This window comes from Burkholderia sp. BDU5, assembly GCF_001522845.1.
In the GTDB taxonomy this organism is placed as follows: Bacteria; Pseudomonadota; Gammaproteobacteria; order Burkholderiales; family Burkholderiaceae; genus Burkholderia; species Burkholderia mayonis.
On record NZ_LOWC01000109.1, the window covers coordinates 277,533 to 292,490 of the forward strand.

Sequence of the window (14,958 nt, forward strand, 5' to 3'; positions counted from 1 at the left end):
TCTTTCGCCTTTTTTCATCCTCCCGCCATTCGTTCATCCGGACGCTCGCGACTCGCCCGACGCTCCCCCGTCCGCGCCTTCGATCCTTCGATCCTTCGATCCTTCGATCCTTCGATCCTTCGATCCTTCGATCCTTCGGGCGCTTCGCGCCCGCAGTCCAGCCCGGCTCGCTGATCCCGTCAAGCTCCGCTCAGTCCCGCCGCTTTCCCCTGCGTCAGCCCGAACTCCGCGCAACGCGCTTCACAAACCCGACGCGCCAAAACAGGGCGTCGCTTCACAAAAAATTCATTCAATCTCGGTTCCCCGACGCCGTTAAGCCGGCTTCTCGTCACGGCTCGACGCGTCACGAGCGCGACGCTCCGCTTCCGGAATCGCCCCTGATGAACACCACCCGCCTCACCGTCAAAACCCGGCTGCGCGCCCTCGTCGCGGTCGTCGTCCTCGTGCTGGCCGCTGTCGGCGGCATCGGCCTCACTGGCGTCGCACGCGTCGGCGATGCGCTCGCGCACGTCTTCGAAGATCGCGCGAAGACGCTGCAGCGAATCTCGTCGATCGACGAACTCGTCACGCAAACGCGCTACGCGGTCGGCGACGCGGTGCTCGATCCGTCCGCCGCGAAAACCGAATCGGTCGCGGCCGCATCGGCGCGCGACATTGCCGCGATCGATCGCCTGCTCGCCGACTATCGCACGACGCCGCGCGCCGACACCGAACGCGCGCAGGCCGAGCGTCTCACCGCCGACTGGGCGATGCTGCGCGACACGGGCATCAGGCCCGCCGTCGATCTGCTGAAGGTGAACAACCTGTCCGAAGCGCAATGGGTCGTCACGCAGACGCTCGACCCCATTGCGCAGCGCGTCAAAGGCGAAACCGCGCAGTTGCGCCAGTGGCAGCTCGAAGCGGCGCAGCACGCGTACGACCGCGCACGCGGCGACGCGCGGCTCGTGCAGTGGGCGGTCGCGGGCTGCGTGGTCGCGGGCGTCGCCGCCGTCGCGATGCTGTGCGCGGCGATGGCGCGCGCGCTCGCGCGGCAGCTCGGCGGCGAGCCGGACTACGCGGCGACCGTCGCGAACGAAATCGCGTCCGGCAATCTCGCGCTCGACGTGCATGCCGGCGCAGCCGCATCCGGCAGCGTGCTGCACGCAATGCACGCGATGCGCGCGCGGCTTGCCGGAACGATCGGCACGCTGCAGCGCGCGGCCGACGCGATCGCGCACGCGACGACCGACATCGCGCACGGCAACCACGACCTGTCGCGCCGCACCGACGAACACGCGGCCGGCCTGCAGCAGACGGCGAGCAGCATGGAACAGCTCGCCGCGACGGTGCGCACGAACGCCGATCACGCACGGCAGGCGAGCTCGCTCGCGCTCGCGGCGTCGACGCAGGCCGAGCAGGGCGACGCCGCCGCGCGCGACGCGATCGCGCGGATGGAGGCGCTGTCGGTGCGCTCGCAGCAGATCCGCAGCATCTCGTCGACGATCGAGGGGATCGCTTTCCAGACCAACCTGCTCGCGCTGAACGCGGCCGTCGAGGCGGCGCGCGCCGGCCAGGCGGGCCGCGGCTTCGCGGTCGTCGCGCAGGAGGTGCGCGGCCTCGCGCATCGCAGCGCGCAGGCGGCGAAGGAGATCTCGGCGCTGATCGCCGGCGTGACGGGCGAAGTCGAGCTCGGCACGGACACGGTGAAGGCGGCAGGCAGCACGATCGTCGGCATGCTCGCATCGGTGCGGCAGGTCGCGACGCTCGTCGACGAAATCTCGCACGCGTCCGACGAGCAGCGCTCCGGCATCGACCAAGTGAATCACGCGGTCGCGCAAATGGACGAGATGACCCAGCACAACGCGCTGCTCGTGCAGAAGGCCGCGAGCGCCGCGGGCGCGCTCGCCGACGAGGCCGCCGCGCTGCGCGAGGCGGCCGCCATCTTCCGGGTCGCGGCGTGAGCGTCGCGAAAACGCACGCAAAGCAACTTGTTTAGTATTTTTAGTAAACAATTATGATCCGATTAACCATTCATATATAAGCACTTATGAGTCGGATCGGTGCAATCCTGGGGCGTTGCGCGGCGATTTTTACTATACAATCGCGAACACCCTAAACATCCCGGCTCAACCCGATGGGCACCACCATTCGCGACGTCGCACAGGCGGCCAACGTGTCGATCGGCACCGTGTCGCGCGCGCTCAAGCATCAGCCAGGCCTGTCCGAAGCGACCCGCGCTCGCATCGTCGAGATCGCGCACCGCCTGAACTACGATCCGACGCAGCTACGCCCGCGGATCAAGCGGCTCACGTTCCTGCTGCATCGCCAGCACAACAACTTCGCGACGACGCCGTTCTTCTCGCACGTGCTGCACGGCGTCGAGGACGCGTGCCGCGAACGGGGAATCGTGCCGTCGCTGCTGACGACGGGCCCGACCGACGACGTGATCCGTCAGATGCGCCCGCACGCGCCCGACGCGATCGCGGTCGCGGGCTTCATGGAGCCGGAAACGCTCGAAGCGCTCGCCGCGACGGGCAGGCCGCTCGTCCTCATCGACATCCGCGCGCCCGGGCTGCGCTCGATCAACGTCGACAACGCGGGCGGCGCGGCGCTCGCGATGCATCATCTGTTCGCATCGGGCCGCCGGCGCGTCGCGTTCATCGGCGGCTCGCTCGCGCACTACAGCATCGCGCAGCGCGCGCTCGGCTATCGCCGCGCGTTCTTCGACGCGGGCATGCTGTTCGATCCGTCGCTCGAGCTGTCGATCGACACGAGCCTCGGCCCCGATGCCGGCGCGGCGAACGCGATGCGGCAACTGCTCGACGCAGGCGGCCCGCTGCCCGACGCCGTGTTCGCGTACAACGACGCGGCCGCGCTCGCCGCGATGCGCGTGTGCGTCGAGCGCGGCATGCGCGTGCCGGACGACATCGCGTTCGTCGGCTTCGACGACATTCCGGCCGCCGCGCACGCGGCGCCGCCCCTCACGACGCTCGCGATCGACAAGGAAGCGCTCGGCCGACAAGGCGTCGAGCTGCTGCTCGCCGATTTGCCCGCGCAGGCCGAACTCAGCCTCCCGGTGCAGCTGATCGCGCGGGCCAGCAGCGCAGGCGCCGCCCGCGCGCCGCGCGCCCTCACCTCGGTACTCGGATCATGACGACCTCAGCCACGCCCGCTCCCCGTCCGGCGCCCGACGCGCCGCACGCCTCCGCGCCGTACGTCGCGAGCTTCCGCGACCCGCAGTTCCTGCTTTCGCACGTCGAGGAAACGCTGCGCTTCTACGCGCCGAACGTGTTCGATCCGACGGGCGGCTTCTACCACTTCTTCCGCGACGACGGCAGCATCTACGACCGCACGACGCGCCATCTCGTCAGCAGTTGCCGCTTCGTCTTCAACTACGCGATGGCGTATCGCCACTTCGGCGATCCGCGCAATCTCGACCGCGTGCGCCACGGGCTGCGCTTCCTGCGCGACGCGCACTGGAACGCCGAACTCGAAGGCTACGACTGGGAGATCGAGTGGCGCGACGGCGAAAAGCGCGCGACGCGCGACGGCACGCGCCACTGCTACGGGCTCGCGTTCGTGCTGCTCGCGGCCGCGCACGCGGCGATGGCGGGCGTCGAAGAGGCGAAGCCGCTCATCGCGCACACGTTCGAGCTGATGGAGCATCGTTTCTGGGATCGGGCGGCGGGCCTCTACGCGGACGACGCGACGGCGAACTGGACCGTGTCGAGCTACCGGGGCCAGAACGCGAACATGCACGCGACGGAAGCGCTCCTCGCCGCGTACGAGGCGACGGGCCACCTGACCTACCTCGACCGCGCGGAGAAGGTCGCGACGAACATCGTGCAGCGGCAGGCCGCGCTGTCGCAGGGGCTCGTGTGGGAGCACTTCCATGCGGACTGGTCGGTCGATTGGGAATACAACAGGGAAGACAGCTCGAACATCTTCCGCCCATGGGGCTTCCAGCCCGGCCATCAGACCGAATGGGCGAAGCTCTTGCTGATCCTGGAACGCCACCGTCCGCTCGACTGGCTGCTGCCGCGCGCGATCGAGCTGTTCGACGCGGCGTTCGCGCACGCGTGGGACAGCGACCACGGCGGCCTCTGCTACGGCTTCGGCCCCGACTACAAGGTGTGCGACCACGACAAGTACTTCTGGGTGCAGGCGGAGAGCTTCGCGGCCGCCGCGCTCCTCGCGCAGCGCACCGGCAGCGAGCGCTTCTGGGACTGGTACGACGAGATCTGGCGCTATAGCTGGACGCACTTCGTCGATCATCGCTTCGGCGCGTGGTACCGGATCCTCACCTGCGACAACCGCAAGTACAGCGACGAGAAGAGCCCGGCCGGCAAGACCGACTATCACACGATGGGCGCGTGCTACGAGGCGCTGCACGCGCTCGCCGAGAAGCGCGACGACGGCGGCCGCGGCGCACGCGGCGGCAACGGCGAAGCCGCGCCCGCGAAGCGCGGCAACCGACGCGGCAGCAACCGCGGCAACGGCGAGGACAAAGGCAACGGCGCCGCGCGCCGCCACAGCGGAGGAGCTCGATGAGCGCAGGGTTTCCGCAATTCGTGTCGGCGGGCGACATCCTCACCGACATGGTCCGCACGGGCGGCGCGCACTGGACGTCGCGCCCGGGCGGCGCCGGCTGGAACGTTGCGCGCGCCGTCGCGCGGCTCGGCGCGCCGAGCGCATGCGCGGGCGCGGTGGGCCGCGACTGCTTCTCCGACGAGCTGTGGCGCGAGAGCGAGGCGGCCGGCCTCGATCTGCGCTTCCTGCAGCGGGTCGAGCGCGCGCCGCTCCTCGCGATCGTCCACGAGACGCAGCCGCCCGCGTATTTCTTCATCGGCGAAAACAGCGCCGATCTCGCATTCGAGCCGAAGCGGCTGCCCGACGGCTGGCGCGAGCACGTCAAGTGGGCGCATTTCGGCTGCATCAGTCTCGTGCGCGAGCCGCTTGCCGCGACGCTCGTCGCGCTCGCCGCCGAACTGCGCGAAGCGGGCGTGAAGATCAGCTTCGATCCGAACTACCGCAATCTGATGACGGACGGCTACCGGCCGACGCTCGCGAAGATGGCCGAGCTCGCCGACCTGATCAAGGTGTCCGACGAAGACTTGCGCCATCTGTTCGCGGGCGTCGACGAAGCGAGTGCGATCGCGCGGCTGCGCGCGTTCAATCCGCATGCGGCGCTCCTCGTCACGCGCGGGCCGGGCATGGCGACGCTCTATGCGAACGGCGAGACGCTCGACGCGCAGCCGCCTCGCATCGAGGTCGCGGACACGGTCGGCGCGGGCGACGCGACCATCGGCGGCCTGCTGTTCAGCCTGATGGCGGTGCCGGCGCGCGGCTGGCGCGAGCATCTGTCGTTCGCGCTCGCGGCGGGCGCGGCGGCGTGCCGCCACACGGGCGCGCACGCGCCAACGCTCGACGAGGTCGTCGCGCTCGTCGCGTCGTGACGTGACGTTCTTGCCGGCCGGTCGCGCGTGAGCAGTCGCGCGCGGACGGGCCGGCCGCGCCGCGAACGGCGAGCCGCAGGCCGGGTGCCTCGGCCTGCCGCGCGCGGGCCGGTCGTACGTGCACGTGACCGGCCGTGCCTCGACCGGCCATGCCCGAGCCGGGCGGCCCCGCCCTCTCCGACCGACCGGGCCATGGCCTGACATGCGTTGGCTTGCCGCGCCCAGCCGGCCGTGTGCCTGACCGGCCCAGTCGAATCCGCCCAGTACCTGACCGGCCGCGCCTGAACCAGCCGTGCCCTTTTGCCGCCGCTGAAAGCGCGGCGTCGGGATGTTACGATGAGGCGTCCTTTCTCGGGAGAGGCAACATGGACGGCGGCAACACCTACACGAAGGGCCTTTATACAGCCAAGGCGCACACCCGCAAGACGGATGACGGACGCTTTCAGGGGTACGTGATCCTGTCCCGGGACGAAGGCGGCACGCCAGACAACACGGTCTACGAGGTCGACGCGACGAGCGCGAACGAAGCGGAAGCGTTCGACGAAGCGAAGGCGCTCGCGCACCGGATTCTCGGCGAGCTTGAGCTGTGAGACGGTCGCGGTCGGCGCCGCCATCCGGCCCGATCGCGCCGATAACGGCCTAGACGAGCCGTCGGCGTGAGTCTCCGTGGTTCGGAGATAGCCAGCCTGCACCGAACGCAGCGGCTCGCGGCCGCACCGTCGCGCATTCGCCGGCGCCGGGCGAGACGCGGCATGCCGCATCGAGCACGGCCACCGCGACTCGCCGCACGTCGGCGTCACCAGAGCCGCGCGATCACCGACACGACGCCCATGATCACGAGCGTCGACATGAACGGAAACGGATAGACGCGCGAGCCGAACCGCAGCGTCACGTCGCCCGGCAAGCGCCCGACCCCGAGCTTCGACAGCCACGGCCACGCGCGCGTCAGCACCATCACGGCGATGAACGTGGTGAGCAGCCAGCGCAGCATCGCGTCGCCTCCCGTCGGCTACAGCGTGTGCGAGCGGTCGCCGCGCGCAAACGCGTCGAGCGTGCCGTCGATGCCGCGCGAGAACGCGATCACCTTGAAGAGCTCGCCCATCTCCGCTTCGGAAATCAGCTTCTGCACTGCGTTCGCGGCGGGCAGGAAGTGCTGGACGTCGGACGGGTCGATCTCGGCGAGCACGTCGGTGATGCCCGCGTTCAGCAGGAAGCGCGCCTGCGACGTGTAGCCGAGCAGATCCGCGCCCGCGCCGACGCCCGCTTCGTAGATCGCGCTGAACTCGACGTGCGAGGTGATGTCCTGCAACCCCGGATAAAGGAAAGGGTCGCCGTGCGCGCGGTGCCGGTAGTGACACATCAGCGTGCCCTGCGCGCGCTGCCGGTGGTAGTACTCGTGGCTCGGAAAGCCGTAGTCGATGAAGAACGCCGCGCCGCGCGCGAGCATCGTGCAGACCGTGCGAACGAAGGCCGCCGCCGCGTCGTGCGTCTCGGTCACGTAGCCCTCGTCGGCGTCGATCTCCACCAGCCGCGCCGCGTCTTCGGCGCGCGCGCGCGGCCGGTCGGCGAACGCGAACGCGCCCGCGTCGTCGATCGCGACGCCGCGCTCGCGCCAGCCGTCCGCATATTTGACGACGAGCTGCACCGGCATCGCGTCGAGCACTTCGTTGCCGACGACGACGCCTTCGAAACGCTCGGGCAACGCATCGAGCCAGCGCACGCGCGCGGCGAGTCCGGGTGCTTCCGCTTCGAGCGTCTCGCGCTGGCGCGCGCGCAGCTCGCCGGACAAATCGACGATCGCGTATTCGTCGAGCTCGACGCCGAGCGCGGCGAGCGCGTCCAGGAGCCCCGCCGCGAGCCGGCCCGTGCCCGCGCCAAATTCCATCACGCGCCGCGTGCCGCTCGCTTCGAGCGCCTGCGCAACGGGACGCGCGAGCGTCTGCGCGAAGAGCGGCGACAGCTCCGGCGCGGTCACGAAATCGCTGCCGTCTTCGGCGCGCCGGCCGAATTTCTGCGCACCGCCGCTGTAGTAGCCCGCGCCCGGTGCATACAGCGCGCGTTCCATATAGCGCGAAAACGGGATCCAGCCGCCCGCCGCGGCGATTTCGGCGCGCAGCGAAGCGGCGAGCGATTCGGACTGCGCGAGCGCGTCGGGGCCGGGAACGGGTAAACTAGCGGGTTCGTGAGCTTTCGGATTCATCCCGGCATTGTAAATGACCGTCTTAGCCGACACCTGCGACACATCCGCGGCAAGCGCCGCACGGGTCGTGCTGATCACGGGCGCCGTGCAAACCGATGCCTTGCGGACGGACGCCTTGCGTGCGGCGGATGCCGCTTCCCGGGCAGACGACGCGCGATCCGGCGCCGCACGGGCGGACACAGCGCCGGCGAACGCCCTGCGAGCGCGCGCCGAGCGAGCGAACGTCGCGTCGGACGCCGCACGTTCCGGCAGCATGCCCGGGGCGCCTGCCGCGTCCGGCTCGAGCGGCGCGTCCGGCACCGCCGCCGCGACCGGCGCGACCGGCGCGACCGGCGCGTCCGGCACGACCGGCACGACCGGCGCGGGCCGTTCGCCCGCCGCCAAGCCGCCCGCGCTCGACACCGCGGCCGTCGGCCGCGCGCTCGCGATCGGCTTCGCGCGGCGCGGCTGGGACGTCGCGCTCGCGGCCGCCGCGGGTGACGAAGCCCGCGCAGCCGCCGCGCTCGCCGCCGAAGTCGAGGCGCTCGGCCGCCGCGCGGCAGTGCTCGTCGCCGACCTGTCGGTCGAGGACGACGTCGCGCGGCTCGTCGCCGCCTGCGGTGCGGCGCTCGGCCGGCCGACGTGTGTCGTCGCGCAAGCCGCACCCGTCGCGGACAACGCGCACGACGTCGGCTACGCGTCGCTCGCGGGCGCGATGGCGCGCAGCGTCGCCGCGCCGCTCGTGCTCGCCCGCACGCTCGCCGACGCGACGCCCGACGCCGCGCGCGACGACGAGCGCGCGCGCGCGGTCGTGATTCACCTGCTGGATGAAACGCTGTTTCATCCGGCGCCCGAGCGCTTGTCGCACTCGCTCGCGCAAGCCGCGCTGCATCGCGCGACGACCGCGCAGGCGCTCGCGCTCGCGCCGAAGGTGCGGGTCGTCGGCCTCGTGCGGGGGCGCGCGCCGCGCGCGGACGACATCGCCGATGCCGCCTGCTATCTCGCGGACGCGCCGGGCGTCGCCGGCGCGACGCTGACCGTCGACGGCGGCGAGCATCTCGCGCCGCCCGCAGACGAGGAGAACTGACGGGCGCGGCCGCGCGCGGACGTACGGACGTATCGACGCCGCGCCGGGCCGCGCCCCTTTGCATGCATTACCCTTTGACTGGAACGACCATGTTTGCCGTCCTCCTGCACCCCAGGCTCGCCGATTGCCGCAGGCTCTACCTGCGCGACTACGAGGTGTACATGAACATCGGCGCCTTCGAGCACGAGAAGCGCGGCGAACAGCGCGTCGTCATCAACGTCGACCTGTTCGTGCCGCTCGCGCTGACGACGCCCGTCGAGGACAAGCTGCGCGAAGTCGTCGACTATGATCTGATGAAGCAAAGCGTCGCGCAGTGCGTCGCGCGCGGCCATATCCATCTGCAGGAAACGCTCTGCGACGCGATCGCGGCGAACCTGCTCGCGCACGACGCGGTGCGCGCGGTGCGCGTCTCCACCGAAAAGCCGGACGCCTATTCCGATTGCGACGCCGTCGGCGTCGAAGTATTTCGCATCAAGGACGAGGAGCGAGCATGAATGCGCCCCACACCCCGCATCTGAACGAAGCCGACGCGGCCACCGCCGTCGAGGCGAACGCCGCCGAGATCGGCCGCCGCGCGCTCACGCGCCGCGAGCAGAAGGAAGCGTACGAAAACAACAAGCTGTTCAAGCGGCTCGCGCGCCAGGTCGGCCAGGCGATCGGCGACTACAACATGATCGAGCACGGCGACAAGGTGATGGTCTGCCTGTCGGGCGGCAAGGACAGCTACGCGCTGCTCGACGTCCTGCTGCGCCTGCGCGAGCGCGCGCCGATCGATTTCGACATCGTCGCCGTGAACCTCGATCAGAAACAGCCGGGCTTTCCGGAGCACGTGCTGCCCGAGTATCTGGCGACTGTCGGCGTGCCGTTCCATATCGAGAACCAGGACACGTACAGCATCGTCAAGCGCCTCGTGCCGGAAGGCAAGACCACCTGCTCGCTGTGCTCGCGGCTGCGCCGCGGCATTCTGTACCGCGTCGCGGGCGAGCTCGGCGCGACGAAGATCGCGCTCGGCCACCATCGCGACGACATCCTTCAGACGCTGCTCCTCAATCTCTTCTACGGCGGCAAGCTGAAGGGGATGCCGCCGAAGCTGCAGTCGGACGACGGCAAGAACGTCGTGATCCGCCCGCTCGCGTACGTGAAGGAAACCGATCTCGAGAAGTACGCGGAGCTGCGCGAATTCCCGATCATCCCGTGCAACCTGTGCGGCAGCCAGCCGAACCTGAAGCGCGCGGAGATGAAGGCGCTGATCCGCGAGTGGGACAAGCGCTTCCCGGGCCGCGTCGAGAACATGTTCAACGCGCTCGCGAACGTCGTGCCGTCGCACCTGATGGACGCGAAGCTGTTCCCGTTCGCGGACTTGCGCGCAACGGGCCGCGCCGATCCCGACGGCGACATCGCGTTCGACGAAGAGCCGTGCGGCACCGACGCGGGCGCGCCGGACGGTGCGAAATCCGTGTCGATCGTGCAGTTCGACGATCTGTAAAACGCGGCGCCCGACGCACGGCGAGCGGCTTTCCGCGCACGCGATGCGGCTGTTCGTCGGGCACCGTGCATGCATCATGACGATGCACCGTCGCTCGTGCGCGGTGCGACATCGGGCCGCCAAGACCGGCGGCATCGTCCTCGCGCTTTTTCGGCGCGCTCGCCCGAGCATGGAATCGAACGGCGGCGCGCAGGCTTGCGCGCCGCCCGAACCGCCGACGCTGTCGCCGCCGCTCGCGAGGCCGACCGTGCTTGCGAGCGCTGCGGCGGCCGCGCTGACAATACGCCGGCGCGCGTGGAAACGCGCCGACGAATTGTTTTGATCATGACTCACTGCCCTTCCCCTGAGAAGCCGCGTGCGGCGCGATCGATCCATGTCGCCGAGCTGCCGCCGCGTGATGCGAGCCGGAGTCTCGCGTTTCGTCTGTGACACGCCGCTGACGATGAAAACGATTCGAGGGGAAACTCTCTTTTATTCAGACATCCGAACATCATTCGCTCAGGACTGTAAAACATCGGGCGAATGCGGTCCGTGCAAAAAAAATCCGATTCCGCTGCGCGCCGCGAATCGTGTGCGGCGAAGCGACGTGCGTGACGTGCGGCGCGCGCAATGGAATCGAACGCGCCACGCCGAAGGAGCGAACGAGACGAGCGATGACAAGCGTGCAATTCGCGAGCGGATCGACACTTGGCTCGCTGCGAGCCGAACCGGCGACGTCGCAACGACGCCGAGCCTGATGGCGGACGACGCGCTCCTCCTGATCCCGTGCCAGGAGCCGTTCGGCAAGTGCGCATGTGGGGCGTCGGCCGACGCGACGGAGGGCGGCGGAGGGCGTCGAACCCGGCATCGATGGTGACATCGAGGCGCTTTGCGTGCTCGGCGACGGGGCGTATCTGCACAACCGTCTCGATCGGATGGTGTGCGGCCCGAACGGCGCGCCGCCCGCGCGATGCAGCGGACGCACGCTGACGATCCCGCGCAAGGAGGCCGACGGCCGCCGGCAGCTCGCACGCGACGCGAATCTCGTATTACCAATGACCAATGCCGACTAACGACGCATAGCGCGGCACGATCTCGCCGAGCGAGCACGCACGCAGCGCACGCGGCCAGCCTCGGCCTGATCCGCACGACACGCGCTTGCGCGGCAAGCCGGCCGCCGCCCCAATCCATGCGGCGTGCGCGACGCCTGCCGCGCCTCGATGCGCGTCGCCCGGCGCTCATTGCCCGCCCACTCCGGCAGCGCGGCGCCCCGATTTCCAGCGCGATCGCCTGCCCACAGCCCCGCTCCGACCCGACATCCGCGCAAGCCGGGCTGCCCGTCCGCCGCCCCGGCCGCCGGCGGCCTACGCGCCCCTCCCGGCCCGCCGCGCCCCCCGCGCCGGCGGGGCCCTGCATGCTAGAATGGCCAGCTTCGAACTCTCCCTACGAAACTGGCGCCATGAATATCGTGATTTTGGCGGCAGGCACTGGCAAGCGCATGCGTTCGGCGCTGCCGAAAGTGCTTCATCCTCTGGCCGGCAGGCCCCTTCTCTCCCACGTGATCGATACCGCCCGCGCGCTCGCGCCGTCCCGGCTCGTCGTCGTGGTCGGCCATGGCGCCGAGCAGGTGCAGGCGGCCGTCGCCGCGCCCGACGTGCAGTTCGCGGTGCAGGAGCAGCAGCTCGGCACCGGGCACGCGGTGCGCCAGGCGCTGCCGCTCCTCGAACCGTCGCAGCCGACGCTCGTGCTGTACGGCGACGTGCCGCTCACGCGCACGGCGACGCTCAAGCGCCTCGTCGACGCTGCGACCGACGCGCGCTACGGCGTGCTGACCGTCATGCTCGACGATCCGACCGGCTACGGGCGCATCGTGCGCGATCAGGCGGGCTGCGTGACGCGCATCGTCGAACAGAAGGACGCGACGGCCGACGAACTGAAGATCGCCGAGATCAACACGGGCATCGTCGTCACGCCGACCGCGCAGTTGTCGATGTGGCTCGGCGCGCTCGGCAACGACAACGCGCAGGGCGAGTATTACCTGACCGACGTCGTCGAGCGGGCGATCGAAGCGGGCTTCGAGATCGTCACGACGCAGCCGGACGACGAATGGGAAACGCTTGGCGTCAACAGCAAGGCGCAGCTCGCCGAGCTCGAACGCATTCACCAGCGCAATCTCGCGGACGCGCTGCTCGCCGGCGGCGTGACGCTCGCCGATCCGGCACGCATCGACGTGCGCGGCACGCTCACGTGCGGCCGCGACGTGTCGATCGACGTGAACTGCGTGTTCGAAGGCGACGTGACGCTCGCCGACAACGTGACGATCGGCGCGAACTGCGTGATCCGCAACGCGACGATCGCCTCGGGCGCGCGCATCGACGCGTTCTCGCATCTCGACGGCGCGACGCTCGGCGCGCACACCGTCGTCGGCCCGTATGCGCGGCTGCGGCCGGGCGCGGTGCTCGCCGACGAAGCGCACGTCGGCAACTTCGTCGAGATGAAGAACGCGACGCTCGGCCACGGCTCGAAGGCGAATCATCTGACCTATCTCGGCGACGCCGACATCGGCGCGCGCGTGAACATCGGCGCGGGCACGATCACCTGCAACTACGACGGCGCAAACAAGTTCCGCACGATCATCGAGGACGACGTATTCGTCGGCTCGGACACGCAGCTCGTCGCGCCGGTGCGCGTCGGCCGCGGCGTGACGATCGCGGCGGGCACGACGGTCTGGAAGGACGTCGCCGAAGGCATGCTCGTGCTGAACGACAAGACGCAGACCGCGAAGAGCGGCTACGTGCGCCCCGTCAAGAAGAAGAGCTGAACCGTTTTTCGGGCGCGCACGGATGCGCCCGCATCATTGTCGAATTTCGAGGATAGATTTTCATGTGCGGAATTGTCGGCGCAGTTGCGCAACGTAACATCGTTCCGGTGCTGATCGAAGGACTGCGCCGTCTCGAGTATCGCGGCTACGACTCGTGCGGCGTCGCGGTGCTCAACGCCAACGCCCCTACGCCGGGTGCGCCGAAGCGCGCGCGCAGCGTCGCGCGCGTCGCCGATCTCGATGCGCAGGTGCGCGAGTCGCATCTCGATGGCGCGACGGGCATCGCGCACACGCGCTGGGCGACGCACGGCGCGCCCGTCACGCACAACGCGCACCCGATCTTCTCGTCGAACGCGCTCGCGCTCGTGCACAACGGCATCATCGAGAACTTCGAGACGCTGCGCGAGACGCTGCGCGGCAAGGGCTACGCGTTCGTGTCGCAGACCGACACCGAAGTCGTCGCGCACCTGGTCCACAGCCTCTATCGCGGCAACCTGTTCGCCGCCGTCCAGGAAGCCGTCAAGCAGCTCCACGGCGCGTACGCGATCGCGGTGATCCACAAGGACGAGCCGCACACCGTCGTCGGCGCGCGCCAGGGGTCGCCCCTCGTCGTGGGCTTCGGCCAGGGCGAGAACTTCCTCGCGTCCGACGCGCTCGCGCTCGCCGGCAGCACCGATCACTTCACGTTCCTCGAGGAAGGCGACGTCTGCGAGCTGACGCTCGACGGCGTGCGGATCGTCGATCGCAGCGGCGCGCGCGCCGAGCGCGAAGTGCGCGTGGTCAACGCATACGGCGGCGCGGTCGAGCTCGGCCCGTACCGGCACTTCATGCAGAAGGAGATCTTCGAGCAGCCGCGCGCGATCGCCGACACGATTCCGCAAGCCGCCGACGCGTTCGATCCGTCGCTGTTCGGCGACAAGGCGGCCGGCGTGTTCGCCGACATCGACAGCCTGCTGATCCTCGCCTGCGGCACGAGCTACTACTCGGGTCTGGCCGCGAAGTACTGGCTCGAATCGATCGCGAAGATCCCGACGCAAGTCGAGATCGCAAGCGAGTACCGCTATCGCGAATCGGTGCCGAACCCGCGCTCGCTCGTCGTCGTGATCTCGCAATCGGGCGAGACGGCCGACACGCTCGCCGCGCTCAAGCACGCGCAGGCGCTCGGCCACGCGCACACGCTCGCGATCTGCAACGTCGCGACGAGCGCGATGGTCCGCCAGACCGAGCTGCAATTCCTCACGCACGCGGGCACCGAGATCGGCGTCGCGTCGACGAAGGCGTTCACGACGCAGCTCGTCGCGCTGTTCGTGCTCGCGGCGACGCTCGGCAAGCTGCGCGGCCACGTCGACGCGGCGCGCGAAGCCGACTACTTCAAGCAGCTGCGCCACCTGCCCGCCGCGCTGAACAGCGTGCTCGCGCTCGAGCCGCAGATCATTGCGTGGTCCGACGAGTTCGCGCGCAAGGAGAATGCGCTGTTCCTCGGCCGCGGGCTGCACTATCCGATCTCGCTCGAAGGCGCGCTGAAGCTGAAGGAAATCTCGTACATCCACGCGGAAGCGTATCCCGCGGGCGAGCTGAAGCACGGGCCGCTCGCGCTCGTGACGGAAGCGATGCCGGTCGTGACGGTCGCGCCGAACGACACGCTGCTCGAAAAGCTGAAATCGAACATGCAGGAAGTGCGCGCGCGCGGCGGCGAGCTGTACGTGTTCGCCGACGCCGACACGCACATCGTCAACGACGAAGGGCTGCACGTGATCCGGATGCCCGAGCATTACGGGCCGCTGTCGCCGATCCTGCACGTCGTGCCGCTGCAACTGCTCGCGTATCACACCGCTTGCGCGCGCGGCACCGACGTCGACAAGCCGCGCAATCTCGCGAAATCGGTGACGGTGGAATAATCGCGCGCCGCCGGGCGAGCGATCCGCTGCGCAACGCCGCGGATCGTTCGCACCAAACCCCGAGCTTCACGCC

13 protein-coding genes are annotated in these 14,958 nt (G+C 69.6%); 11 read left to right on the forward strand and 2 right to left on the reverse strand.

The features are described 5' to 3' along the window. Positions 1-380 precede the first annotated feature (380 nt). From WS69_RS17325 to WS69_RS17345, 5 genes are all read left to right on the forward strand, one after another. Positions 381-1,940, forward strand: a complete 1,560-nt coding sequence (locus WS69_RS17325) for a methyl-accepting chemotaxis protein (protein WP_059471929.1) — start codon at positions 381-383, stop codon at positions 1,938-1,940. Positions 1,941-2,113: 173 nt separating this feature from the next. Beyond that, entirely contained in the window at positions 2,114-3,133 is a 1,020-nt protein-coding gene (locus tag WS69_RS17330; RefSeq protein WP_059471930.1) for a LacI family DNA-binding transcriptional regulator, read from the forward strand. Then, positions 3,130-4,530 carry an AGE family epimerase/isomerase gene (locus WS69_RS17335; RefSeq protein ID WP_059471931.1) on the forward strand — a complete coding sequence of 467 codons (1,401 nt, stop codon included), beginning with the start codon at positions 3,130-3,132 and terminating at the stop codon, positions 4,528-4,530. The genes WS69_RS17330 and WS69_RS17335 overlap by 4 nt, the downstream gene beginning before the upstream one ends. Beyond that, the gene (locus WS69_RS17340; RefSeq protein ID WP_059471932.1) at positions 4,527-5,435 is read left to right on the forward strand and encodes a carbohydrate kinase family protein; all 909 of its coding nucleotides are present in this window, start codon (positions 4,527-4,529) and stop codon (positions 5,433-5,435) included. Before WS69_RS17335 ends, WS69_RS17340 begins: the two co-directional genes overlap by 4 nt. Positions 5,436-5,800: 365 nt before the next feature. After that, positions 5,801-6,025, forward strand: coding sequence for a hypothetical protein (locus WS69_RS17345; protein WP_010101153.1), 225 nt, complete (start codon positions 5,801-5,803; stop codon positions 6,023-6,025). A 206-nt stretch (positions 6,026-6,231) separates the two neighbouring features. On the opposite strand, the gene WS69_RS17350 is transcribed toward WS69_RS17345, so the two are convergent. Continuing rightward, complete coding sequence (locus WS69_RS17350) at positions 6,232-6,426, reverse strand: DUF2905 domain-containing protein (RefSeq protein ID WP_059471933.1); 195 nt, start codon at positions 6,424-6,426, stop codon at positions 6,232-6,234. Positions 6,427-6,444: 18 nt separating this feature from the next. Then, on the reverse strand, positions 6,445-7,635 hold the full coding sequence (locus WS69_RS17355; RefSeq protein WP_059471934.1) for a class I SAM-dependent methyltransferase: 1,191 nt from the start codon (positions 7,633-7,635) through the stop codon (positions 6,445-6,447). A 253-nt stretch (positions 7,636-7,888) separates the two neighbouring features. Here WS69_RS17355 and WS69_RS17360 point away from each other — a divergent pair, with 253 nt between their 5' ends. The 6 genes from WS69_RS17360 (at position 7,889) to glmS (ending at position 14,885) form a co-directional block, all read left to right on the forward strand. Then, a complete protein-coding gene (locus tag WS69_RS17360) occupies positions 7,889-8,701 on the forward strand; it encodes an SDR family oxidoreductase (RefSeq protein WP_231747154.1) in 813 nt (270 codons plus the stop codon). 89 nt (positions 8,702-8,790) lie between these two features. Continuing rightward, positions 8,791-9,195, forward strand: a complete 405-nt coding sequence (locus tag WS69_RS17365) for a dihydroneopterin aldolase (RefSeq protein ID WP_059471936.1) — start codon at positions 8,791-8,793, stop codon at positions 9,193-9,195. Beyond that, positions 9,192-10,187 carry a tRNA 2-thiocytidine(32) synthetase TtcA gene (ttcA, locus tag WS69_RS17370; protein ID WP_059471937.1) on the forward strand — a complete coding sequence of 332 codons (996 nt, stop codon included), beginning with the start codon at positions 9,192-9,194 and terminating at the stop codon, positions 10,185-10,187. Before WS69_RS17365 ends, ttcA begins: the two co-directional genes overlap by 4 nt. A gap of 872 nt (positions 10,188-11,059) precedes the next feature. Beyond that, positions 11,060-11,239 (forward strand): hypothetical protein, encoded by a 180-nt coding sequence (locus WS69_RS35505; RefSeq protein ID WP_331457982.1) that lies wholly within the window; start codon positions 11,060-11,062, stop codon positions 11,237-11,239. A gap of 386 nt (positions 11,240-11,625) precedes the next feature. Further along, positions 11,626-12,987, forward strand: a complete 1,362-nt coding sequence (gene glmU / locus WS69_RS17385) for a bifunctional UDP-N-acetylglucosamine diphosphorylase/glucosamine-1-phosphate N-acetyltransferase GlmU (RefSeq protein WP_059471939.1) — start codon at positions 11,626-11,628, stop codon at positions 12,985-12,987. Positions 12,988-13,049: 62 nt separating this feature from the next. Continuing rightward, positions 13,050-14,885 carry a glutamine--fructose-6-phosphate transaminase (isomerizing) gene (glmS, locus tag WS69_RS17390; protein WP_059471940.1) on the forward strand — a complete coding sequence of 612 codons (1,836 nt, stop codon included), beginning with the start codon at positions 13,050-13,052 and terminating at the stop codon, positions 14,883-14,885. Positions 14,886-14,958 lie beyond the last annotated feature (73 nt).

Coding starts and splice junctions, on each gene's coding strand:
- glmU (WP_059471939.1), top strand. CDS start 11,626: ATGAATATCGTGATTTTGGCGGCAGGCACTGGCAAGCGCATGCGTTCG.
- WS69_RS17335 (WP_059471931.1), top strand. CDS start 3,130: ATGACGACCTCAGCCACGCCCGCTCCCCGTCCGGCGCCCGACGCGCCG.
- glmS (WP_059471940.1), top strand. CDS start 13,050: ATGTGCGGAATTGTCGGCGCAGTTGCGCAACGTAACATCGTTCCGGTG.
- WS69_RS17325 (WP_059471929.1), top strand. CDS start 381: ATGAACACCACCCGCCTCACCGTCAAAACCCGGCTGCGCGCCCTCGTC.
- WS69_RS17340 (WP_059471932.1), top strand. CDS start 4,527: ATGAGCGCAGGGTTTCCGCAATTCGTGTCGGCGGGCGACATCCTCACC.
- WS69_RS17355 (WP_059471934.1), bottom strand. CDS start 7,635: ATGAATCCGAAAGCTCACGAACCCGCTAGTTTACCCGTTCCCGGCCCC.
- WS69_RS17345 (WP_010101153.1), top strand. CDS start 5,801: ATGGACGGCGGCAACACCTACACGAAGGGCCTTTATACAGCCAAGGCG.
- WS69_RS17365 (WP_059471936.1), top strand. CDS start 8,791: ATGTTTGCCGTCCTCCTGCACCCCAGGCTCGCCGATTGCCGCAGGCTC.
- ttcA (WP_059471937.1), top strand. CDS start 9,192: ATGAATGCGCCCCACACCCCGCATCTGAACGAAGCCGACGCGGCCACC.
- WS69_RS17350 (WP_059471933.1), bottom strand. CDS start 6,426: ATGCTGCGCTGGCTGCTCACCACGTTCATCGCCGTGATGGTGCTGACG.
- WS69_RS17360 (WP_231747154.1), top strand. CDS start 7,889: ATGCCCGGGGCGCCTGCCGCGTCCGGCTCGAGCGGCGCGTCCGGCACC.
- WS69_RS17330 (WP_059471930.1), top strand. CDS start 2,114: ATGGGCACCACCATTCGCGACGTCGCACAGGCGGCCAACGTGTCGATC.